This window comes from Bdellovibrio svalbardensis (genome assembly GCF_029531655.1).
In the GTDB taxonomy this organism is placed as follows: domain Bacteria; phylum Bdellovibrionota; class Bdellovibrionia; order Bdellovibrionales; family Bdellovibrionaceae; genus Bdellovibrio; species Bdellovibrio svalbardensis.
Genome location: NZ_JANRMI010000001.1, coordinates 353,682 through 376,700, shown reverse-complemented (window position 1 = coordinate 376,700; position 23,019 = coordinate 353,682). Strand labels below are relative to the sequence as shown.

The following is a 23,019-nucleotide window of genomic DNA, read 5'->3' as shown; positions in this document are numbered from 1 at the left end:
CACTTTTCATGAAATCACGCGCGAGGTACGGACACACTTTTGGTGTCGCATCCGCGTTATTTCCTCTTCATCGTCGGCATTACATTAGCAAGTACGTTCAGAATGCCTAGAAAACCATTGCTATATACCGATGAACATCCCTATCACATCATGGCCCGCTCCAATAACAAGGAGTGGTTTTATCTCCCCATTATCGAATGCTGGAAAATTTTTTCTAGGCATTTATTTTTCGCTCAAAAAAAATTTGGTTTTAAAGTTTATCTCTTTGTTTTAATGGACAACCACTACCACTTAATCGGAAGTTGCTCATCAAAGCACAACCTCGGCGAAGTCATGGCTTGGCTTCAAAAATCTGTAAGCCGAGAAATTAACAAGCAAGCCCAAAGAACGAATCATATTTTCGGAGGCCCTTACAAAGCTTGCCTCATCAGACACCCAGAACATTTTTCTGCCGTGTTTAAATATGTCGCCAGAAATCCAGTGGAAGCTGGCATCACGAGTTCGGTCGAGCTTTACAGTTACTCAACCCTAAACACTTCACTAATACCCACCACCGAACGAGACGAATGGTTCGCTGATATTCCTGTAGCCTCAAATGATTTAAGAGATTGGCTTAATCAAAGCTTCCAACAAGAAACACGTCTTATTATTCAACAAAACTTGAAAAAGACAGTCTTCGAACCTCTGAATAGAAGCAATCGGCGGCAATGCTCTTTTTGAGAGATGGACTCCTTGACGCGTGCGCGACACCAAAAGTGTGTCCGTACCTTATTGGCAGTTATTGTATTGTTCGAAGTAGCGCTGACAGATGGAGTATTGAGAATTGCAATCTGTAACATCTGTAGAGTTGTACTGAGTTGTTGGACAGCGGCGCAGGCTGTTGCGTTTGACTGTGACGATGAAGTTGCCACGAGCATATTCCTGGTAGCTCTCTCCGCTTCCGTTGTAGATCGTGTAGGAAAGCTTATTTGTACCCGCCATCAACAACGGCTTTTGGAACAACGTTGAAACCCAAAGATTGAACGTCGAAACACTCTTCCCGACTTTTCCGTTATAGCCCGCCATCTTGACGCGAGTTGATCCGTCTTCGTGCTCAGCGCGAAGTTCAACCTGGCTTGCACGAGCATCCACAGGGCCAATAAATGTATCGTAGGATTGAGGATCTAAAACGACATCACGACAGGTATAGACAGCCTGCCCGGTTCCGTTGAAACCTTCGCAGGTCATAACAACAGTCCCCTCAAGAGGAGTCGCTGCAAATTCGCGTCCCGAAGCAAAACCCGCAAGTTCAGCGGATTTCGCAACAGAGCAAAGTAGCAAGATTGTAGAGACAACTTTTAACATAAAAGGCCCCCTCATCTGCCCCTCAAGTAGGCGCGTAGAGTAGGAGACCTATTTAGGAGAGGCAATAACTAGCGCGTCAAACCCTTCATGGTGTTCCACGCCTTCAAATAGCTAAATGCTTGATATGCTTGATAATCTGACTTCAGAAGTTTGTCGCGAGGCGACAGCTTTTCTTCTTTTTTTGAGCCCAAATCCTTCCACCAAGCCATTGCGCCTTCTTCTGTGGCTTTTTTAAGATCCAATTTTTCAGCGGCTCTTTCTTTATCACCCTTCAAGTGACCCGCGATATCGCCCTCACGAGTGGTCTGTCCTTTCACGACGGACTTCGCAAATGCTTCGACATCCACATCATCGATCTCGATATCAGGATGGATACCTTCCGCCTGAATCGAAACGCCACTTGGTGTGTAGTAGCGAGCAACGGTCAGTTTTAAACCACTGCCATCACCCAATTTAATAACTGACTGAACAGAGCCTTTACCGAACGTGCGTTGACCGGTGATCAAAGCGCGTTTGTTATCTTGAAGAGCACCGGAAACAATTTCCGAAGCACTCGCGGTGTATTCATTTACCAAGATCACCAAAGGAACATCTGTGTATTTTCCTTTTTTAGTCGCAGAAGCCACTTCTTTTTCAGCCTTGTTACGACCGATCGTGCTGACGATCACACCTTCTTTAAGGAACATATCACTGACTTTGATTGCCTGATCCAACAAACCGCCTGGGTTTCTTCTCATATCAATCAACAAACCAGAGATTTTCCCTTTGTTATTCTTCGCATGAGTTTCCAAGATCTTCTCAAGATCTTTCGATGTGTTCTCAATGAAGCTTGTGATTCTGACATAAGCAAAACCGTCGCCCATGTCTGTGTATTTAACTGATTTGATTTTCACGCTGCCACGAGTGACGGTGATATCCCGAGGCTTATCCTCGCCTTCACGCACGACTCGCAGAACAACTTTGCTGCCTTTTTTACCGCGCATCAATTGAGAGGCTTCAACCAGGCTCATGCCTTTAGTGCTCGTTCCGTCAACGCCGACAACCTTATCGCCCGCCTTGATTCCCGCTTCCCAGGCTGGAGCGTCTTCAATTGGAGAAATAATAGTCAGAATGCCGTTTTGAATGGAGATCTCAATCCCCAAACCACCAAATTCTCCGCTCGTTTCAGTTTCGAAGTCTTTAAAGATTTCCGGAGGCATGAAATTGGTATGTGGATCCAGCTCGCGCAACATCCCCTTGATGGCTCCATAGACAAGTTTTTTCGTGTCTACTTCTTCAACGTAGTATTGTTGGATGAGGTTTAGAACCTTACTGAAATTTTGAAGATCTGCGTATCTTTCTTGAGCGAATGCAGGGACTTGAAAACCTGTTTCTGCCATGATGAAGATCGTCAGGATTAAAATAAATCCCAAGATATAGGTTTTCCAATAGCGTTTCAGTGATTGCATGTAGTTAAAGTCCTTTCATCCACAGCTGCGGGTCGTAGGGTTCTGAAAAATGTCTAATCTCAAAATAAATTCCAGCAGGATCATCACCAGAGGGAACTCCTGCGGCGGCAATAACTTGGGACTGAGTGATCTCATCCCCAACATTTACCTTCACTTCTTCTGCATGACCGTAAACCGTGTAGTAATGATCTCCGTGGTCGACAATTAATGTCGTTCCAAATCCAGGGATCTCACCAACGAAAGAAACTTTTCCTTCGAAGACTGATTTGATCGGACTGCCCTTTGCGGCAGAAATGAAAATACCTTTATTTGATAAAGTGTACGGCTGATCCTGGCCTTTCATAAGTCCAAATTTGCGAGTCACGACCCCAAGAATGGGATGAGGCAACTCCCCTTTTTGATCCAGGAAAGATGGCTTGAACAAAAGATCGAAGACTCCGGCATCGTCGATATTCAGCTGGGTCGACTTTTCGCGAAGCCCATTGATCTGCTTGAGAGCGAAAAGCTTGCTCTTGCGGATACCGTCTAAAAGTTTGTTCTTAAGGTTTTGTTCAGCAATTAGCTTCTTTTCCTGGCTGGAGATCTTCTCTTCTATCGATTTTAAACTTTCCAATCGCTGGGCCAGGATCTTCTTCTTCGATTGAAGGTCTTTTAGGTCCAATCGGTAGTTCTTAATAAGCTCCAGGTCTCGTTCAGCCACAATGCCTAAGATTTTGAGATTGCGCTCCAAAGAGGACGAGCTGTTTGATGAGAATACATAACGAGCGACTGAAGGTCCGCCGAGCTTATAAATGGCCCTCAAGCGTTCCGCCAAAAGGGCCCGCTGAGATTTCGCTTTACCCTCAAGCTCCTCGACCTTTTGAGTGAGGTTCTTAATATTGACTTCAATCAAAGCGCGCTGCTGGGAAAAAGCTCCGCGCTCGGTGACTGTTTTTTTAATTTTCTTATTGATTTCAAAAAGACCCGACAGGACCTGACGCTGTTTGATCTCTGCGTCTTCGATCTTCTTCTTATTGACTTCAAAGTCTTTAGCCAACGCGTCCGCGTCGACAGGCACTGAAGCTTTTGCGCCAAAAGGCACAGAACCCTGCGCGCTGGCGGATGAAACTAACGAAGCAAAAAAGAAGACGGCCACGAGGGCCTGTTGCCATTTCAAACTAGGACCTCTGACTCGCGGCCCAGCCGTCGTTAATTCTTCTGACACAAAGATAAGAACCAAATGCACCTAAGGCTGTTCCACCCGCAATTAAGATCACAATGGCAATAGGTTGAATGAAAGTAAGATGCTGACCTAACTGCAGGAAGCTCAATTTTGTGATCAACAAGTTTTTGAAAAACAGATATGTCCCGAAGCATAGACTCACGGCGAGGACCGACGAAATCACTCCCAACAAGGCCCCTTCCTTAAGGAAAGGTTTGCGGATCATCGAGTTCGTAGCCCCAATCATCTCAAGCACGACGATTTCATCTCGGCGCGATTGAACTGAGGCTCTGATGGCATTGGACATCACAAACAAAGAAGCCGCCAAAATAACCAGGCCCAGAAGTTTCATCGTGATTTCAACTGCCGCTACCAAGGCTCCGTATTTTTCAACCCAATCCTGCCCGTAGCTGACCTCATCGACGCCTTCTTTTTTCTTTAAATCCGCAGCAAGATTTTGCAGAACTTGCATCTGATCTTGAGTCGCAACGGAAGGAGCCAGACTTACTTGAAGACTCGCGGGGATAAGCTTCAAGAGTTCTTCATCTTGGCTCATATCTGGCGCATAGCTAGCAAGCTGAGTGCGGAAATCACCGAGGGCACTTTCTTGCGTGACGTAGCGAATCTCACCAACCTTGCCCGTTTCTTTAAGAAAACTTTCAAGACCTTCCCGGCCTTGCTGCGAAAGATCCTGGGAAAGATAGACTGTCATTTGCACGTCTTCCCCCCACATCGTCAGAATATTTTTAAAGTTTTGCGAGATCAAGAGCGCGGCACCCATCACTACAAAACAAGCCGTGACGACCACTAAAGTTGAAAGCTTGAGTGCTATATTTTTTTGTGGAGGTTTCATTTAGTATCCCCCACGATCATTCCATCTCGAAGTTCTAAGGTTCGCTTTTTACGTCGCTTCACCATATCGTGATCATGTGTAGCCACGAAGACTGTCGTTCCTTGAGCGCAAACTCGCTCCAAAAGATCCATGATCTCTTCACTCAGGCGAGGGTCCAAGTTTCCTGTCGGCTCATCGGCAATCAAAACACCCGGTTGATGAATGATGGCGCGGGCAATAGCAGTTCGCTGTTGTTCCCCACCCGAAATGAACTCAGGGTATTGGTCATGCTTATGGGCCAATCCAACTTGTTCTAAAACTTCAGAGACTCGACGAGAAATCGCCATCGGTTTGTCGCCACGGATGATTAGTGGTAAAGCGACATTTTCAAAGATCGTTCGGTCCTTAAGAAGTTTGAAATCCTGAAAGATCACCCCGATTTTTCGACGGAAGTAAGGCACCTGACCGTCTTTAATCTCTGACAAATCGTAGCCCGCAACTTTCACGCCGCCGGAAGTCGCAATATCATAAGCGGATATCATCTTAAATAGAGTTGTCTTCCCTGCACCGCTAGGACCGGTAAGAAATACGAATTCACCTTTGTCGATATTCAGATCGATATTTTTAAGAGCGTGAACCGGGCCGGGATATGTCTTATATACGTGGGAAAATTCAATCATCCCATCATCTTATGGAAGATGTGGGTTCTTGAATACTCGCCTTCAGTCGAGGTTTTTATTATTTTAAGGCATTCCTCCAGCCATCAGAGTGTCGATGATGGTGGAGTGCTGGCGATGAAGGGCTAATTTGATCGCTTCTTCTCTATGAGAAGAGCCTACTTTCAGGACTTGGTCATGAGGAATCTTGATGGTTTTCATCACAGCACCGTTACAAAAAATACGGCTCACCAAGAATGGGTTTTGCGCACCCCAGTCCTCTGTTTGCACATGATATTTCTGTCCGCGTACATTGATGTCTGAATTAAAACCTTTTTGCATCCTCTAAACCTCTTTAACCACCTTTGGAAATCTATCAAGAAACTCACCAGATCTCATCTCTTTTTTGTCATGAATCGCCTGGAATGTCCGCGGTGTTATTATGGAGATGTTGTTATTTGACTCGAGATCATTTTTTCGACCACACTCTTAGTGTTAGTCATTACAATAACCGAGTCAGCCATCAGACGGCTCGACGTATTGAGAAAGGAACTCTGTACTATGTTGAAGGAATTTAAGACCTTTATCATGAGAGGCAATGTTTTGGATTTGGCGGTCGGTATCATCATTGGTGCTGCCTTCACTAAGATTGTAACCTCTTTCGTCGGTGATGTGCTAATGCCCGTGATTAGTCTGGCAATGGGGAAAGTTGATTTTTCAAACATGTTCGTCGCTTTCAATGGCGGCACTTATGCTACTTTAGAAGCGGCCAAAAAAGAGGGCGTAGCGACTTTGAACTATGGTCTTTTTATCAATGCGGTCATTGATTTCCTGATTGTGGCTTTTGCGATCTTCATGCTGATCAAGGCGATTAATAGATTGCAAAAAAAGGAAGAAGCGAAAGCTCCTGATACCAAAGAGTGCCCAGAATGCTTATCCGCCATCCCTTTGAAAGCCCGTAAATGTTCTCACTGTGGAAGCCTTCAGACCTCGACCATGTACTCTGATAAGGCCTCGGCCCCCAGCAGAAGTATGTAATTATGTTTCTTTTAAAGGGAGTGTGACCACACTCCCTTTCTGCCCCCACGTCTCTGTCTCAAATTGAGCCGTAAACTTTCTCTCCACAAGTGCCGATAAATGGTACTGCAATTGCATCATCAAACTGCATCGGGGAGGAGTTCAAATGAATCGCATTTCGAACTATACAAATACGACGACTGTCAAAATTTTCTTCGCATTGTCTCTTGTGACATCTCAATTCATCACGCTCCCCGCAAGTGCTGGATCTGCCTGTATATCACAATGTGATTATGATTATGCTGGCGAAACAAATATCAAGGCAGTCAACGCCTGCAAAAATAACTGCAGCAATCAAGATGCAAGACTTTGTATTGATGCGAAAAAAGATCTTTCCAATGCCAAAAAGGACCTCGCAAAAACTTGCAGCGAAGCTGACATGGGTTCTGATTGCGCTGAAAAGGTAGATGCCTGCGCCGAAGTGGGGGGCTCGAGTGCCTTTGCTACTGCAGGACAATACATGAGTGCTATCGGTAATCAGTACGGCTCTTTAGTGAGCGCTTTGGGTGCCGGCGGCAAAGGCTGCCCGCAAATGGCCGGTAAAACATATTTCAACAGAAAAGACAGTCTTAATAAGGACATCGACAGCACGAAAGAAGATCTCGCGAAGCTCAATGACGAGAAAGCGACTATTGAAGATGATTTCAATAAGCAAATTCAAGATCTGCAAGATGAGCTGAACAAGGCTCAAGAGGAACTCGACAAGCAAAAGCTTGAGATGAAGGAAAGAAAACGCAAACAGATTGCCGACTTCCAGGCGAGTCAAAACCAAGCCAAGGAAGAACTTCGTAAAAAGAGTACAGATTTGCTAAGTCTGCGTGGTCAGTTGATTTCTTCTCAACAGGATCAAGCCCTTAAGCTGATCGCCATGTCAGATGCTTCAGGTAAACGTGCCTGCCAAAAGGCCGTTAATGATGCGAAAAAGGCTTATGATGCGATCGTATCCAGCGGCAGCGGCAATTACATCGCTAAAGCCAAGCAAAAAAAGCAAGACCTGATCAGTACATATAACGACTGTATGGATTCCTTCCAACAACAGCGTGTTGCTCTGAATAAGTCTAAAAAACAAGAGCAAGACCAAATCAATAAAGCGATCACAGACACACAACAGTCAGCAGAAGAACTTACCAACAGCATGAATACTGCAAGTTCCCAATTGGCTGAAATGGAGCAAGACGCGAAAACTGAAGAAGACGCAGCTACTCAAAAGGTTCTGAAACTCATGCAGACCAACCAGACCAAAATGCTCGCGGCTCAGCAGAAAATGCAGTCAAACTTGCAAACAATTGCCACTAAAAATCAGAGCTTGTCTGAGAAACTCAACCGTTTGAATAACGAGCTGGCACAGCTTGGTCCTGCTCCAAGCGAAGATTCGACCAAAACTGTGAAACAAGTCGGATCTGAAATTGGCGGTCTTCAAGAGAATATCGAGGAAGCGCAGGCTTCCGTTGATCAGTACTGCGGTAGTTCTGCCTCATCTAAATCGGGTGGTGGTTCAAGAAGATCAGGTGCTACAAAATAGGCCTCGCCTTCGGACCAGTGTCCCTAGACCCATTCGATCTGCACTGATAGTATGGGGGCTTGTTAAAGGAGCCCCCTCAAGTGCTAAAGAAAATCATCCTGTTCATTGCTGCTCTTGGCCTCATTGGTATCTTCGGATTGTTTCTCGTTTATCAATCAGTTAAGTCAAGCTTACCGCAACTTATCACCGTCAAAGACTATGAACCTCTCTTGGTCAGTCAGGTCTATGACCGCAATGGAAAAAAGATCGGCGAATTCTTCCGTGAACGTCGCACTTTGGTTCCCTACGAAAAGATTCCTAAAAATCTGGTTAATGCCTTCTTGGCGGCGGAAGATGACCAATTCTTCCAGCATAAAGGTATCAATCCTCAAGCAATTTTCAGAGCTGCTTTGGCAAACTTAAGAGCAGGTCGTTCGGTTCAAGGGGGATCGACGATCACTCAACAGGTTGCCAAGACATTGCTTCTTTCCTCTGAGAAAACTTTAACTCGAAAAATGCGCGACATCCTTCTTGCTCTTGAGATGGAAAAGAACTTGAGCAAACAAGACATCCTGTTCCTGTACTTGAATCAAATTTATTTTGGTCAAGGTGCCTACGGTGTGGAACAAGCTGCACAAACTTACTATCGCAAACCAGTTTCAAAACTAACTTTGTCTGAGATGGCCATCCTGGCAGGTCTTCCACAAGCTCCAAGTGGATACAGCCCGGTCAGAAATCCTCTTAGAGCCAAAGAACGTCAAATGTACGTTTTGCATCGTATGGCTGATGTTGGTTTCATCACCAAAGAAGAAGCTGACAAAGCCGGCAAAGAGCCTGTTAAGGTTTATGTGCGGGAAAACTATGAAGAGTATGCTCCCTTCTTCCTTGAAACAGTTCGCCAGCTTCTAGTGGCTCAACTTGGTGAAGACATGGTTTTGGATAAAGGTCTTCGCATCTACACAAGTTTGGATCTCACCAAGCAATTGGCAGCCCAAGATTCAGTGATGGCAGGCCTCAAGAGTCTTGATAAACGCCAAGGCTATCGCGGTCCGCTTAAAAATATCGCTGATCAAAAGGATGTCGAAACATTCCTCAAAGACACCCGCGCAAAGTTAGTCGGCGATTCGACCCCCGAGCGTATTATTTTGCCCGAGGGAAAATTCGCGGACATCGTACCTAAGCGCGATGAGAAGGCAGCAAAAGAGCACCCGCTTCTTCCTACCTACATCAAGCTTCGCGACACCGTTCAGGGTGTCGTGCAGGATATCGATGATTCTTTGGGATTGGTTTATGTTCAGTTCCCTGACTCTCAGGGTTTGATTGATTTTGATACCATGACTTGGGCCCGCAAACCGGACTCTGACAAACGTTATGATTTATCAACCATCAAAAAACCTTCTGATGCGTTGAAAAAAGGTGATGTGATCTTGGTTCGCGTCGTCGGCGATAAATTCTCTCCGACTCGTATCATCGGACAAAGCAAAAAGAAAAACGTGACTCCTGCGAAGCTGCCGGATTTTGGAAAGTACGTAGATCTTGAGTTGGATCAAGAGCCTCTGGTTGAAGGTGCCTTGCTTTCAATCGACCAGCAATCAGAAGATGTTCTTGCGATGGTTGGCGGAACCAGCTTTGGAAAAAGTGAGTTCAACAGAGCTATCCAGGCTCCCCGTCAAACAGGTTCTTCGTTCAAGTCCATCGTTTACACGGCGGCACTCGACAAGGGCTACAATCCTTCAACTCCCATCATGGACGCTCCCTTGGTTTATGAAGAAGGTGGCAACAGTTCCGGTGGTGATGAAGAAGGTCAAGGAGATCCGAAAGTTTGGAAGCCAGCGAATCACTCAAAAAGTTTCGGTGGTGATATCATTGTTCGCAATGCACTTTCACAATCCCTAAATATTCCAGCCGTGAAGGTCATCGAAGACGTGGGCGTTCCTTGGGCCACTGAATACGCACATCGTTTGGGAATTTATTCTCCGTTAAATCCTGACTTCACATTGGTTCTTGGATCAAGCAGCGTCACTTTATATGAAATGACGAAAGTTTTCTCTGAACTCGGTCGTTTAGGTAAACGCACACGACCTTTGTTAATCCACAAAGTTGAAGACAAAAACGGTAAAACGTTGATGGAAACAATTTCTTTGGATGCGCGCATGGAGAAAGAACTTAAAACTTACGACGACGATTTCGAAAATCGCCGAAAAGAGTACCTCGCCATTGCCAAAGATCCGGCAAAGCTTGAAGAGTTCAAAAAGAAAGAACCAAAAAAAGCTGCTCTTGCACAGAATATCTTCTTTGAAGATGCAGATCAGTTGATCAAACCAACAACGGCTTTCGTTATGACATCTCTTTTAAGAGGTGTTATTGAAGATAAAAAAGGAACCGGCGCTCGCGCACGTTCTTTGGGTCGCGAAGTGGCTGGTAAAACTGGTACGACGAACAACTACTATGACGCATGGTTCATCGGCTACAGCCCACAAATTGCCACGGGTGTTTGGGTGGGTTTTGACAAAGAGAAAAGCCTGGGCAAAGGCGAGGTTGGTGGTCGCTCCGCATTGCCAATCTGGATAGATTACATGAAAGCTGCTCACGAGGGACTTCCTCAGATGACTTTCCCAGTTCCTGACGGTATCGTATTTGCGAATATCGACAGTGAAACAGGAAAACTGGCAAATGCTTCGACGAAAAATATTCTTCGCCAAGCGTTTGTTGAAGGAACTGAGCCGACAGCCGCTTCTGGTAAATCAGAAGAAGCTACGGACTTCTACAAACAGGATCTCTCTGAGTAAAGGATCATGTGAAAGACGACGTCAAAGACCGCGAACACAATATTCACCTCTGGGGGGTGAAGCAGAATAATCTCAAAAACATCGAGGTCAAAATTCCTGTCGGTTCTATGACGGTGATTTGTGGCCCGAGTGGGTCAGGGAAATCCTCCTTGGCCTTTGAGACTCTCTTTGCGGAAGGTCAGCGTCGTTTTATCGAAAGCATGTCGAACTATGCCCGCCAATTCTTGAATAAGGCGCCAAAGCCTGACATCGAGGGCATTAACAACATTCCTCCTGCTATCTCTATTGAACAAAAGAACACAATCAAGAGCTCGCGCTCAACAGTGGGCACAACGACTGAAATCATTGATTACCTTCGTCTGCTTTATGAAAAGATCGGCAGATCCTATTGCCCCACTCATCACTGCCTGACCGAAAAAGAGAGTGTCACCGAAGCGACTGATAAGGTGATTAAGAACTTTTCTGGAAAACGTGGCTATCTTTTGGTTGAAATCAGCGCCGAGGGACGCGTGGCTGAAGGAAAGAAACTTCACTCGCTTCTTTTGCAGGACGGCTACTTAAGAATTTATATTCCAAAAGTCAGCGAGCCTGTAAAGTCCTCCAGCAAAGCGGCGAAAAAGACGGCAGGAAAAAAAGCGACAAAGAAAGTTGCCGCAGTTGAAATGCCAACTCCTGTTGTTGGCATGGGCTCTGGCACCGGTGTCGGTGGTGTAACTTCTGAAGACATGGGCACTGTCGTCGAAATCGGCGATGCTGCGGCTATTAAAAAAGGTCTTCCTAAAGAAAGCTTTTATTTGGTTATCGATCGCATGAGCTTCAACGAAGAAGAACGCGGTCGTATCGCTGACTCCATGACTCAGGCTTACGAAGCCAGCATCAAATACAATACTAATTTTATTTCCCGCAAGGCCACAGTGCTGACGACTGAAGGTCAGCGCCTTCAGATCAGCGAAGAGTCTTCTTGTCCTGTTTGTGGATACACCCCTCCAGCGTTGAGTTCGAAGCTTTTTAGCTTCAACTCACCGATCGGAGCCTGCCCGACCTGCAAGGGTTTCGGCAATATTCTGGATATCGACGAGGAAAAGGTTATTCCTAATCCTAACATGAGCTTGGCCCAAGGTGCCTTGAGTCCCTTCTGGATGCCCAGTGCTGCTCATGAAAAGAAACAACTTTTGGCTTATTGTAAGAAAGCTAAAATCGACACGCACACTCCCTGGAAAGAACTGCCTAAAGATCACCGTGATGTGATCTGGAATGGCAATAAAGATTTCTTTGGCGTGCGTGGCTTGTTCGAATATCTCGATCAAATTAAATATAAAATGCATGTGCGCGTCTTTATCTCGCGCTTCCGCAGTCCATTTATTTGTCCCACATGCAAAGGTGCCCGCCTGCGTGTCGAAGCCAATCATGTTTTGATTGATAACTCCAATATCAATCAGCTTTCAAACATGACGATTGAAGATCTTCACCAATTTTTCCAAAAGCTGCAGCTGGCTCCACATCAACTTGAAGTGGCCAATGAAGTTCTGAAACAGATTCGCGCGCGACTCGAATTCCTCATGCGTGTTGGAGTTCATTATCTTTCATTGGGTCGCGAAACTCGCACACTTTCCGGTGGAGAGTATCAACGTTTGATTTTGGCAAACCAGCTGGGCATGGGTCTTTCCCAAGCCTTGTATGTTCTGGATGAACCGACCGTTGGCTTACATCCTCGTGACAATGACCGCCTGATTTCAATTCTAAAAGACCTCAAAGAGCTGGGAAACACCCTGGTTATCGTTGAACATGATCATGATGTGATCAAGGCCAGCGAAAACATCATTGAGATGGGACCTGGCTCTGGTTATCTCGGCGGACAGGTTGTTTACTCTGGAACAACCAATGATTTTTACAAGTTCGATAAATCAGTCACTGTTCCTTACCTTTTAAATAAGAGCTCAACGCCCCTAAGAATCATTCGCCCGGTGGATGTTGAGTCTTACAAGGTCAAGCTCGAGCTTAAAGGGGCGAAAGGTCACAATCTAAAAAATCTGGATGTGATTATTCCGCTCAATCGTCTGGTCACAGTCACGGGCGTGAGCGGCTCCGGAAAATCAACTTTGATTTCTAAGACTTTGTATCCAGCCCTGGCGCGCGCCCTTGATATTGAATACATTCCATCACAAGAATATGCGGCCCTTGAAGGGGTTGAGCATATCAAAAACGTTTTGCTCATCGATCAGTCGCCCATCGGGAAATCAGCGAGAAGCTCGCCGATCACTTATTTGAAGGCTTTCGATGCAATTCGCACCATCATGGCAACTGTGCCCGAAGCGAAAGCCCGCGGCTACACTCCGGGGACCTTCAGTTTGAATGTCGATGGCGGTCGTTGCCCAGCTTGTAAAGGGACTGGTTACGAAGAGATCGACATGATGTTCATGGATAACGTCGTCATTCCCTGCGATGTCTGTGACAGTAAAAAATACCGTCCCGAAATTCTTGAAATTCAGTACAAAGGAAAGAATGTTTCCGAAATACTTGCGATGACCGTCAGCGAGGCCATGAATTTCTTCGTGGCGCATCCAAATATTCGAAAACCTCTCAGTGTCCTTAAAGAAGTCGGCCTGGATTACCTCGCTTTGGGGCAGCCAGCCAACTCTTTGAGCGGTGGTGAGTCTCAGCGTCTGAAGATCGCCAAAGAGCTTTCTCAGGTCCACCAGAAGTCGACCTTGTATATCCTGGATGAACCCACTACCGGCTTGCATTTCCGCGAGGTAGAGCTGCTTATGAGGGTTCTGAACAAGCTTATTGAGACTGGCGGCAGCGTCGTCGTGGTTGAGCACAATCTGGATGTGATCCGTGGGTCCGATTATGTGATTGACCTCGGTCCTGAAGCAGGTAAAAAAGGCGGAACAATAGTCGCTCAAGGCTCTCCGGATGACATCATCAAGGCTAAAAAAAGCCTCACCGGTCAGTATCTGAAGCGTTACGTGGAAAGTCATAGGTAAGATAGGTCAATGGTAACTGAAATTAAAAGACTCCTTAGCGAAGCAAAACCTTACAAAAAAACTATCGTAATCGTTGCTGTCGCCGGAGTTATTCACGCTGCTGCGTCTGCGCGAATGGCTCTTTTGATCAAACCTCTTTTCGACAACCTGGCAAAAGCTGAGTTCGATCTGGTTCTTCAATTGGTTCCTTGGGCCATGTTGCTAGCAGTGATCGCGGGCGTTGCACGCTACTTCCATATTTATCTTATGAACTATGTAGCAGAGTGTATCACTCAAGCGCTTCGTCAAAAATTGCAGCAAAAATTCATGAAGCTAAATCTTTCATTCCACAATACCTATGCAACGGGCTCTGGTGGATTGATCAGCTTGATCTTGAATGACATCGGCGCAATTCAAGATGGACTTCGCATGGTTGCGGATATCTTCCTTCATCCGCTTCTTTTCATCTTCCTTTTGGGCAACTTGTTGATCATCGACTGGAAGCTGACTTTGGCGACGATGATTTTGGTTCCAATCATTGGAGCTTTCTTGAAATCAACTTCACGCAGCTTGCGTAAGTACACGCCAATTGGCCAAACACTGCTGCAAAAGATGACTTCGACAATCAAAGAAAGCATCGACGGTGTTCGCATCATCCAGTCTTTCAATCTTGAAAAAGTCATGGGCAACCGCCTTATCAATGAGTCTAAAGAATATCTTGAGACTCGTAAGATCGTTCATGCGCGCACTGAAATCATGGGCCCTGTGACAGAGATTCTGGCTTCAGCGATCGTCATGGGCGTGCTTCTTTATGAAACTTGGGAAGTAAAAGCGGGTCGTGCGACTCCTGGTACTTTTGTCGGCTTCATCGCCTCTTTGCTGATGTTGAATGCTCCTATTAAGAAGTTCCAAGAGTCTTATGTGCGCATTCAATCTGTCGTTGCCGTGGCTAAACGTATTTTCCACGTTCTCGATGATCCAAACGAAGTCCCTGAAAGTATCGAAAACAAACCATTCCCGCAGCAGTGGAACAAGATCACTTACAAGAATGTTTCATTCTCTTATGGTCGCGAAATGATCTTGAAAAATGTTGATCTGGAAATTAAGCGCGGCGAGATCGTCGCTTTGGTTGGCGCAAGCGGTAGCGGCAAGTCAACGATCGTTAATCTTCTTGAACGCTTCTTTGATTCCACTTCAGGTGAAATTCTTTTTGATGACGTCAACATTCGCGACATTGAGCTCACAGAACTACGCCGTAATATCGCGCTGGTAACTCAAGACGTCTTCCTATTCAGCGACACCATTGAGAACAATATCGGAGCAGGAAATCTTTCACGCGATAAAAAAGACGTCGTAAAAATGGCGACATTGGCTAACGCAAATGACTTCATCATGAAGATGCCAAATGGCTATCAAAGCCGCGTCGGCGATCGTGGGAATCTTCTTTCTGGTGGCGAAAAACAACGCGTGAGCATCGCTCGTGCGATGTTTAAAGATGCTCCCTTGTTGATCCTTGATGAAGCAACCAGTGCTCTTGATACTGCCAGCGAAATCGAAGTTCAAAAGGGTTTGGATCATTTGATGGAAGGCCGCACAGCACTTGTTATTGCTCATCGTCTTTCAACAATCCAAAAAGCTGACAAGATCGTCGTCCTTAAAGGCGGCCAAATCGTAGAAATCGGCACACACCACGAACTTCTGAAAAACGAAGGCGAATACCACCGTTTCCACAGCCTGCAACACAGTTAATACCGTCCGACGGCTATACAATCCTCTGACTGTCGTCCTGACAGTCAGAGACCTCAGAACATTCTCTAGACAGTCTCCCATCTAAAACTAGACACTCACCAGACTTATCTAACGCTACGAGCCTCAAAAAGGTACGCCGTACCTCCCCAAGTGTTTCAGGCTGAAACACTCTGGTTTAAGCATTAATTTAAAAGTCGGGGTTTGCATGATTTTTAGACAGCAAAGCTAAAGTTCGTCTAGTTAGTTGACGATAAAAGATTCGACACTTTTTTACAGTCAAAACTTGAAGGGACGGAACTATGATTAATTGGGATGAGTTTGAACACATACACGTGATCAAGAAGCTCAAACATATCCTCAGCGCTTGGTGGAATATCGATGTGGTATTCACTGATGAGCGTGGAATGCTTAAGGGCTATGACTCTGATAAAGCGGGTTTCAATAATCCAGCTATCGCAGCTCTTGTAAACAAAGAAGCTGGTCAATCAAGCATTGCTGAACTTGTATCTAAATCTTTGGATGATCTTCGCACTTCACAAAACCGTTTCAGCATCCGTAAATGGGATATGGTTGGTTTTGACGTCGGCGTGTTCCCAATCATGATTGAAAATGATTGCGTGGGTACTGTTGTTGCGATGGGCTTCTTCCGCGATTCAAACTTCACTTCCCGCTTGCAAGAGATCCGCGACCGTCTGGCTGCTTTTGGCATGTCTGGCGAAGTGATCGAAAAATGCTTGGGCAAATTGAAGTTCCTTGATGATCAAGACCGCACTCACTTCACTGAGATTTGTGAACTGGTGGCTCAGGAGATCGTGACTCTTCACTTGGAAATCTCTTCACGTGAAGATCGCATTAAAGAGCTTAATAAAGAGTTGGGTAACAGATTTAAATACGACAACATGATCGGTAAATCTAAACCAATGCAATCTTTGTACGCTTTGATGGACAAAATCAAAGGCGCTGATTCTACAGTGCTTGTACAAGGGGAAAACGGTACAGGTAAAGAGTTGATCGCGAAATCGATCCACTACAACTCCAACCGCAAAGACAAGCCATTCATCATTCAGAACTGTTCTGCCTTCAATGATAATCTTTTAGAATCAGAACTATTCGGTCACATGAAGGGTTCTTTCACCGGCGCTTTGAAAGACAAAAAAGGTCTTTTCGAAATGGCCGACAAAGGAACATTCTTCCTGGATGAGATCGGTGATACATCACCACAAATGCAAGTTAAGCTTCTTCGTGTATTGCAAGAAGGCACTTTCATGCCAGTGGGCGCAACTGAATCCAGAAAAGTTGACGTACGTATCGTGGCGGCGACGAATAGAAATTTGAAGGAGATGGTTGAGCAAGGTACGTTCCGTGAGGACTTGTACTATCGCTTGAATGTTATCAACATTCGCGTGCCACCACTTAGAGAAAGAAAAGAAGACATTCCTTTCTTGACGGATTTCTTCCTTAATAAAATTCACGAACAACAAGGCGGACCAAAACGCCAGTTGACGAAACGTGCTTTGGAAAAGTTGTATGACTATCCATGGCCAGGTAACGTGCGTGAATTGCAAAATGAAATCGAAAGACTTTGTGTTCTTTCTGGCGAAGAAACAAAATTGATGGCGGAACTTCTTTCTCCAAAAGTTTTGGAAGCTGGCGAAAAGAACAAGGTTCAAGGTTCTCGTTTGCAAGGTAAGTTGAAAGACGCCTTGGAAGATCTTGAACGCGAGATGATCCGCGAGGGTCTACGCCGCACAGGTTGGAATAAATCCAAACTTGCGAAAGAACTTGGCATCAGTCGCGCTGGTTTGATTATGAAGGTTGAGAAATACGGCCTTGATAAACGCAAACTAGCTCGTTAATCAGCCCAAAAAACTAAATTTAAAAACCCACAGTTCAGCAGAATTGTGGGTTTTTTCTTTTTTCACCCTCGAATCCGCAAAAGGTGCCAGGCACCTTTTGCTTCACTCACCGTGTCGAAGGCTGCCCTGGATGCGGTGACCTTTCGGGGCGCCTACCCTAAATTAATTACCTTGTTGAACTAAAATTGGTGGGATTTTGAGCCCCTCCGAATCGCTACTTTATTAGACACCAAGCCCCACTATCTACATGAAACCTCTAAGGAATCTTAATACTGCGAAGTCTTGGCATTGCCTTTGTATAATAGGCTTTCGAGAGTAAGGGGATACGTGGTCTATGCAGAACTCAACGTTAGATAGTTCATTCGTGAATCGCTTGAAGCAGATTTTATCAAACCGCTATGGGAAGGGTTTACAGATTCGTCAGTTGATGGATCTTTCAGAGCTTCAATCAGAAGAAGATGCTTACACGCGGGGGCGTGATTTGCATGTTCCTATCAAGGTCAACGGCGCGCTTTTGGGGACCGCCGTTGTTCCTTCTGCAGACGACTTGAATCAGGAAAAACGCCAAGGGGTGACTCAGTTAATTCGCATGGTTTTGGAACCAGCGATGTACAAGTGGTATCTCGATCAACGCGAAGCCAATCTTGCTGAAATCAGCAAAGCGAACCTAAATCTGGATAACGTGCATTTGTTCGCGGAAGAAATGCCCTCAATAGATGATCTCATCAAAGAAGATACGGACCTCGCCAAAGGTCTAAGTTTCGATTTGATTTCAAACCTTATTCATTTAGAGGGACGCACGGAAACCACCAACAAAAAAGTGGCTCTACTTCTACATGAAATGACCGGCCGTTGGGCTTTTGTTCCTTTCAATGACATCAAAGGACAACTTCACTCATCCTATGACATTGCAAAATTGGGTGGAATGACGATCTTTATCGAAAACGTTGAAACTTTGAATGCTGCCGAACAAGAACTATTGATGGAATACCTTGCAGAAGAGCGTTCTGCCGATGAACCTTTGATCATCACCAGCTCGAAAATGAACGCCGGAGAGCTTGAAACTGTCGAAACATTGTCTGCAGGTTTGATCGACGAACTTTCTGTAAACTGCTTTGAGGTCGATCGCGCTCCATTGACGACTCAAGGACTCAAAGAAGTTCTCGAGCTGTTCTTTATGAAAGATGGCCCGATAGACGCATAAAACTTGAAAATCCCATGAGTGTCTGTGAGAATTTTTCTTATGGTCACTCATGATGAATTTTTAGTTCCTTTCTTAGATCGCTCCCTAGGCTCAAATGCCTACAAAGTTTTTTCCCTTGCAGGAGATGCTTCGAATCGTCGCTATTACCGCGTCGTTTTGGACAATCAATCCTGGGTGCTCATGCGCTGGGAGCCTTTTGATCCAAATAACTATCCATTCCTGAGTGTCCTGAATCATTTTGCAAAAAATGGCGTACACGTTCCTCAAGTTGTCTCCATGAGTCCGCAAGAAGGACTTGTTCTTCTTGAAGACCTTGGCGACTACACTTTGGAAAGAAAATTCTGGGAAAGCCAAAATCAAGAGTCCTCCATGGACTTCTACAAAATGGCGATTGATGAGATCGTTAAGATCCATCACCCGGCAACCCTGGATAAATCCGACTGCACAGCCTTTAAGATTCAATTCGATACTGAAAAGTTTTTGTGGGAAATGAACTACGGAAAAGACAATCTGCTTTCTGGAGTTTTGAAGTTCCCATTCAGCGAGCAACGTAACAAAGAGATCTCAGACATCTTTCTGGATATCTGCTCAAAGCTTCACGCAGAACCGAAACGCATTGCACACCGCGACTATCATTCACGCAACTTGATGTTGAAATTGGACCAAATGGTCGTGATCGATTTCCAAGATGCGCGCCTTGGTCCTATTCAGTATGACCTAGTCAGCTTGATGCGTGATTCGTACGTCGACATGAACGACTCCATGGCAAAAAGTTTGATCAATTACTATCTTGAGCAGTCTAAACCTTATTTGCCCAAAGACTTCTCGCGTGAACATTTTGATCGCATTTATGAACTTCAGTCTATTCAACGTTGCTTCAAGGCCTGCGGCAGTTTCGCAAGCTTCTATCACCAGCGTGAAGACAAACGTTACCTTAAGTATCTTTCAGGAACTCTTCGCCGAGTCATGAAGGCCATCAATGAATTCCCGGAATACAAAGTTTTCGGTGATGTGCTGATCGATTCTGGCGCTCTTGAAAGAAAGTACGAATCTCTATGAATGTGATGTTGCTTGCTGCGGGTGAGGGCACACGCCTTCGCCCCTACACTTTGACTTTGCCAAAGCCCGCCATTCCGTTTTTAAACTTACCTTTGGCTTCACACTCACTGGGTTTTTTGAACGATCTGCCAATCAACAAACTGGTCGTTAATACTTTCCATCTTCCTGAAAAAATCCACAGTCTTTTCCACAGAATTCCCCACAACGCTAAAGAGTTGCATTTTTCTAATGAGGTCGGTGAAATCCTTGGCAATGGTGGCGGTCTTGGTAAAGCACGAGCGCATTTCAGCGGCGGTGGTGATTTTATCATGATGAATTCAGATGAAGTCATTCTTCCGACAGATTCAGATGTCGTCAAAAAAGCTGTCGCTCAACATAAGGCCTCTGGCGCGATCGCAACATTGATGGTTATGGAACATCACGGAGTGGGAACTCAATTTGGTGGTGTGTGGGTTGATGGAGCCAATCAAGTCAAAGGCTTCGGCAAGACAGCAATTGATGGCACAAAGAAAGCCTGGCATTTCATCGGAGTACAGATTCTTTCCGAAAGAATCTTCCAGTACATTCCGACAACAGGAGCTTCAAACATTCTTTATGATGTGATGGCCGCCGCGATTGCCAATGGTGAGTCCGTTCAATGCTTCCCTTTTGAAGCAACTTGGTTTGAAACAGGCAATCCCACAGATTTCCTGGAGGCTTCAGAAAAATGCATCAGCTTCCTTCTGAATCCCCTGGCCTCTCCTGAAAAAACGGCTCTTGAACGTGTCTTCGACAGATATGCGAATTCAAAAATGATTTCTCAAAGTTTGGAAGGCGCTCACCTGCACTTCTCAAACGAGGCCAGCATCAATACTGAATCTAAATTTCAAGGGTTCGTCTGCTGCGCGGAAGGAAGTCGCCTTCCTGAAAATTGCAACTTAAAGAACGTTGTGATTGGCGAGGGAGTTCAAATCCCCCCCGGCACTCAAGCTGAAAATGTTCTGCTGATATAGGTCAGCACTCCGGTTTCGCCGGAGTAAGGGTTATTTGTAGAGCAAATATTTTTTGCTCTCTTTAGCCCAAGACTTCTCGTCTTTTAGAAGTTCTTTATCTAGGTCCGCTGGCTTGGCATTCTTCTTCTCAATCCAGTTTTTCAATTCAGGTCCGCCATTAATGACATCAAAAGCAAGTTTGTTGTGAACATACTCGTAAGCGAAATCACGATAAATTGGATAATCAGGATAAAGTTCACGGATCACTTTCAACATCAAAGCCACTAATCGGAAGGGCTTAAACTGCGCGTGGTTGTAGGACTCGCAGTCTGTATGGAACTGGAAGCCATGACAAAGTTTGCCTTGATGCTTATGGAAAGTCGGCTCGAAATAGCATTCGCGCAAAATCACGCCTTTATGCCACTGCGGTGCTTTCTTTTTCATCTCTGCCAAAATCTTTGTGTAATCCAAATCAGAGGCCCCGATTACTTCCAATGCTCGGGTCGTTCCGCGCCCCTCTGAAAGTGTGGTTCCTTCGATCAGTACCGTTCCTGGATAAGCACGAGCCATGTTCAAGGAAGCCGCATTCGGAGATGGATTCACCCAAGGTCTTTTCACATCCCAGCCAAAACCCGGAGCCTTATTAGGCGCATAGCCTTTCATCTTAACAACATCAAGTTCAAGATCGAGCTGATAGAAATCTTTGAAGTACAACGCCAACTCACCGACTGTCAGACCATGTCGCATTGGAATCGGAGCTGCTCCGACAAAAGATTCCCAACCTGGGCGCATACGGAATCCTTCGATCACGCGACCCGCTGGATTAGGACGATCAAGAATGATGATTTTCTTTTGAGTCTTCGCGCACTCTTCCATCACATACAATAACGTCGTGATAAACGTATAGATTCGGCAACCCAAATCTTGAAGATCAAAAAGCAGAACATCAAAGTGTGACATCATCTCTGCAGTGGGACGACGAACTTCGCCGTAAAGACTGAAGATAGGAATCTGATGGACGGGATCAATGAAGTTTGGGCTCTCGATCATGTTATCTTGTTTATCACCACGCACACCGTGCTGAGGACCGAAGGCACAAGACAATTTAATTTTTTTGGAAAGAAGATCGAGGCTGTGCTTAAGTTCCGCATCAACGCTGGCCGGATGACAAATCAAACCCACACGTTTGCCCTTAAGAGATTTTAAACGCTTCACATCACTCAATAGAACTTCAACACCCAACTTCATAACAACAGATTCCTTTTCCTCATTAGTCTAACGAGAAATTGAATCTTGGGTATCTTTTTCTATTTTGGATTGGAGGGAGATTTGGCAGCTACACTCCGGCTTCACCGGAGCTGTGCCACCAACTCAAGAAAATTACTTTTGCAAAGCCAAGTCAGCAGGACCAAAGAATGATTCTTGGCTTTCTTTGACTTTATAACGACGACTCATCATCAAGAAAATACTGTCAGCAGCAACCCCGATAGGTTCGCCATTATAGTTCTTCGACATGCCGGCAAGACTTGAAGGATCGCGCTCAAGGCCTGTTTTTCCATGACCAGCACCGCCCGCACCTGCATAGGCACCAGAACCATCATCCATTCCCCCACTGCCATCACCAACCGGAGCGCCACCGCCTCCGCCGCCACCTTCTTCGTAGCCATTGGCTGCAGTTGAAGCACCAATTTTAACTTTCTCAAGTTTCGCGAGGGCTTTCCTTTCCGCTTCTGCATTTGCCGCCATCGCGCCGTCGATCATCCCTTTCGGAAAGCCTGCTGCGGCCATAGCTCCAGCTGAGCTAAAGTCAGAAGACTTGTAGGTTTTATCCCCAATTTTAAAAGCACCGGTTTTTGGATTATAGACACCTTGAGCTTCAAGAGTTTTTAATGTGGATCCGATGGCTTTATAGTTTGGATCTTTAGTCGCGGCATTCACATAAGGATCATTTGTGTTGCCGGTCTCCGTAAGCCCCCCAAAGCCGTCCGTTTGAAATCCTGTAACTCCAGCCGAACCAGCAGCGCCACCGTGATCTTTACCTTGAGCTAAATTTGTAAGCCCCATACTGAGTACCATCGTACCCATGGCAACTAACGACCAATTAGTGGCTGGAGTAGATGCAAAGCCTTGCTGAATCATCACACCGCCCATAACTACTTGAGCGCCCCCAGTTACCATATTTACGGCCTGAGCAAAACCATTTCCACTCTTGGATTTATCTGCACCATCTTTTACGCTTGGTTGATTATCTCTGGTACCTGAAACAGTTTTCCCATCCTCAACACCCGTTGCCGAATAAGCTAACAAGGGCGAAAATATTAAACTTAAAGTAATAACACCGGAAGTGATTTGCTTTTTCATAATGC

18 protein-coding genes are annotated in these 23,019 nt (G+C 45.5%); 10 read left to right on the top strand and 8 right to left on the bottom strand.

Features of this window, described 5'->3' with window-relative positions:
- Positions 1-42: 42 nt before the first annotated feature.
- The gene (locus tag NWE73_RS01810) at positions 43-720 is read left to right on the top strand and encodes a transposase (RefSeq protein ID WP_277576558.1); all 678 of its coding nucleotides are present in this window, start codon (positions 43-45) and stop codon (positions 718-720) included.
- Positions 721-768: 48 nt separating this feature from the next.
- Here NWE73_RS01810 and NWE73_RS01805 read toward each other — a convergent pair whose 3' ends face one another.
- The 6 genes from NWE73_RS01805 to NWE73_RS01780 all read right to left on the bottom strand — a co-directional run bounded on the left by NWE73_RS01805 (position 769) and on the right by NWE73_RS01780 (position 5,823).
- Positions 769-1,344 (bottom strand): hypothetical protein, encoded by a 576-nt coding sequence (locus NWE73_RS01805; protein ID WP_277576557.1) that lies wholly within the window; start codon positions 1,342-1,344, stop codon positions 769-771.
- A 68-nt stretch (positions 1,345-1,412) separates the two neighbouring features.
- A complete protein-coding gene (locus NWE73_RS01800; protein WP_277576556.1) occupies positions 1,413-2,792 on the bottom strand; it encodes a S41 family peptidase in 1,380 nt (459 codons plus the stop codon).
- A gap of 4 nt (positions 2,793-2,796) precedes the next feature.
- Positions 2,797-3,948 (bottom strand): murein hydrolase activator EnvC family protein, encoded by a 1,152-nt coding sequence (locus tag NWE73_RS01795; RefSeq protein ID WP_277576555.1) that lies wholly within the window; start codon positions 3,946-3,948, stop codon positions 2,797-2,799.
- A gap of 1 nt (position 3,949) precedes the next feature.
- On the bottom strand, positions 3,950-4,846 hold the full coding sequence (locus NWE73_RS01790; protein WP_277576554.1) for a cell division protein FtsX: 897 nt from the start codon (positions 4,844-4,846) through the stop codon (positions 3,950-3,952).
- Entirely contained in the window at positions 4,843-5,505 is a 663-nt protein-coding gene (gene ftsE / locus NWE73_RS01785; protein WP_277576553.1) for a cell division ATP-binding protein FtsE, read from the bottom strand. The genes NWE73_RS01790 and ftsE overlap by 4 nt, the downstream gene beginning before the upstream one ends.
- A gap of 63 nt (positions 5,506-5,568) precedes the next feature.
- Positions 5,569-5,823, bottom strand: coding sequence for a hypothetical protein (locus NWE73_RS01780; protein WP_277576552.1), 255 nt, complete (start codon positions 5,821-5,823; stop codon positions 5,569-5,571).
- A gap of 219 nt (positions 5,824-6,042) precedes the next feature.
- Here NWE73_RS01780 and mscL point away from each other — a divergent pair, with 219 nt between their 5' ends.
- From mscL to NWE73_RS01735, 9 genes are all read left to right on the top strand, one after another.
- Positions 6,043-6,519 (top strand): large conductance mechanosensitive channel protein MscL, encoded by a 477-nt coding sequence (gene mscL, locus NWE73_RS01775; RefSeq protein ID WP_277576551.1) that lies wholly within the window; start codon positions 6,043-6,045, stop codon positions 6,517-6,519.
- A gap of 145 nt (positions 6,520-6,664) precedes the next feature.
- Positions 6,665-8,080, top strand: a complete 1,416-nt coding sequence (locus NWE73_RS01770; RefSeq protein ID WP_277576550.1) for a coiled-coil domain-containing protein — start codon at positions 6,665-6,667, stop codon at positions 8,078-8,080.
- 80 nt (positions 8,081-8,160) lie between these two features.
- The gene (locus tag NWE73_RS01765; protein WP_277576549.1) at positions 8,161-10,848 is read left to right on the top strand and encodes a penicillin-binding protein 1A; all 2,688 of its coding nucleotides are present in this window, start codon (positions 8,161-8,163) and stop codon (positions 10,846-10,848) included.
- A gap of 8 nt (positions 10,849-10,856) precedes the next feature.
- The gene (gene uvrA / locus NWE73_RS01760; protein WP_277576548.1) at positions 10,857-13,835 is read left to right on the top strand and encodes an excinuclease ABC subunit UvrA; all 2,979 of its coding nucleotides are present in this window, start codon (positions 10,857-10,859) and stop codon (positions 13,833-13,835) included.
- A gap of 9 nt (positions 13,836-13,844) precedes the next feature.
- A complete protein-coding gene (locus NWE73_RS01755; RefSeq protein ID WP_277576547.1) occupies positions 13,845-15,563 on the top strand; it encodes an ABC transporter ATP-binding protein in 1,719 nt (572 codons plus the stop codon).
- A gap of 299 nt (positions 15,564-15,862) precedes the next feature.
- Positions 15,863-17,419 carry a sigma 54-interacting transcriptional regulator gene (locus NWE73_RS01750; protein WP_277576546.1) on the top strand — a complete coding sequence of 519 codons (1,557 nt, stop codon included), beginning with the start codon at positions 15,863-15,865 and terminating at the stop codon, positions 17,417-17,419.
- Between the two features lie 334 nt (positions 17,420-17,753).
- Positions 17,754-18,623: a hypothetical protein gene (locus tag NWE73_RS01745; protein ID WP_277576545.1), complete on the top strand. Its 870-nt coding sequence runs from the start codon at positions 17,754-17,756 to the stop codon at positions 18,621-18,623.
- 24 nt (positions 18,624-18,647) lie between these two features.
- Positions 18,648-19,682, top strand: a complete 1,035-nt coding sequence (locus tag NWE73_RS01740) for an aminoglycoside phosphotransferase family protein (RefSeq protein WP_277576544.1) — start codon at positions 18,648-18,650, stop codon at positions 19,680-19,682.
- A gap of 5 nt (positions 19,683-19,687) precedes the next feature.
- On the top strand, positions 19,688-20,674 hold the full coding sequence (locus NWE73_RS01735; protein ID WP_277577282.1) for a sugar phosphate nucleotidyltransferase: 987 nt from the start codon (positions 19,688-19,690) through the stop codon (positions 20,672-20,674).
- A 30-nt stretch (positions 20,675-20,704) separates the two neighbouring features.
- Here NWE73_RS01735 and NWE73_RS01730 read toward each other — a convergent pair whose 3' ends face one another.
- Both NWE73_RS01730 and NWE73_RS01725 read right to left on the bottom strand, forming a co-directional pair.
- On the bottom strand, positions 20,705-21,901 hold the full coding sequence (locus tag NWE73_RS01730) for an exo-beta-N-acetylmuramidase NamZ family protein (protein WP_277576543.1): 1,197 nt from the start codon (positions 21,899-21,901) through the stop codon (positions 20,705-20,707).
- Positions 21,902-22,033: 132 nt separating this feature from the next.
- Positions 22,034-23,014, bottom strand: a complete 981-nt coding sequence (locus tag NWE73_RS01725; RefSeq protein WP_277576542.1) for a hypothetical protein — start codon at positions 23,012-23,014, stop codon at positions 22,034-22,036.
- Positions 23,015-23,019 lie beyond the last annotated feature (5 nt).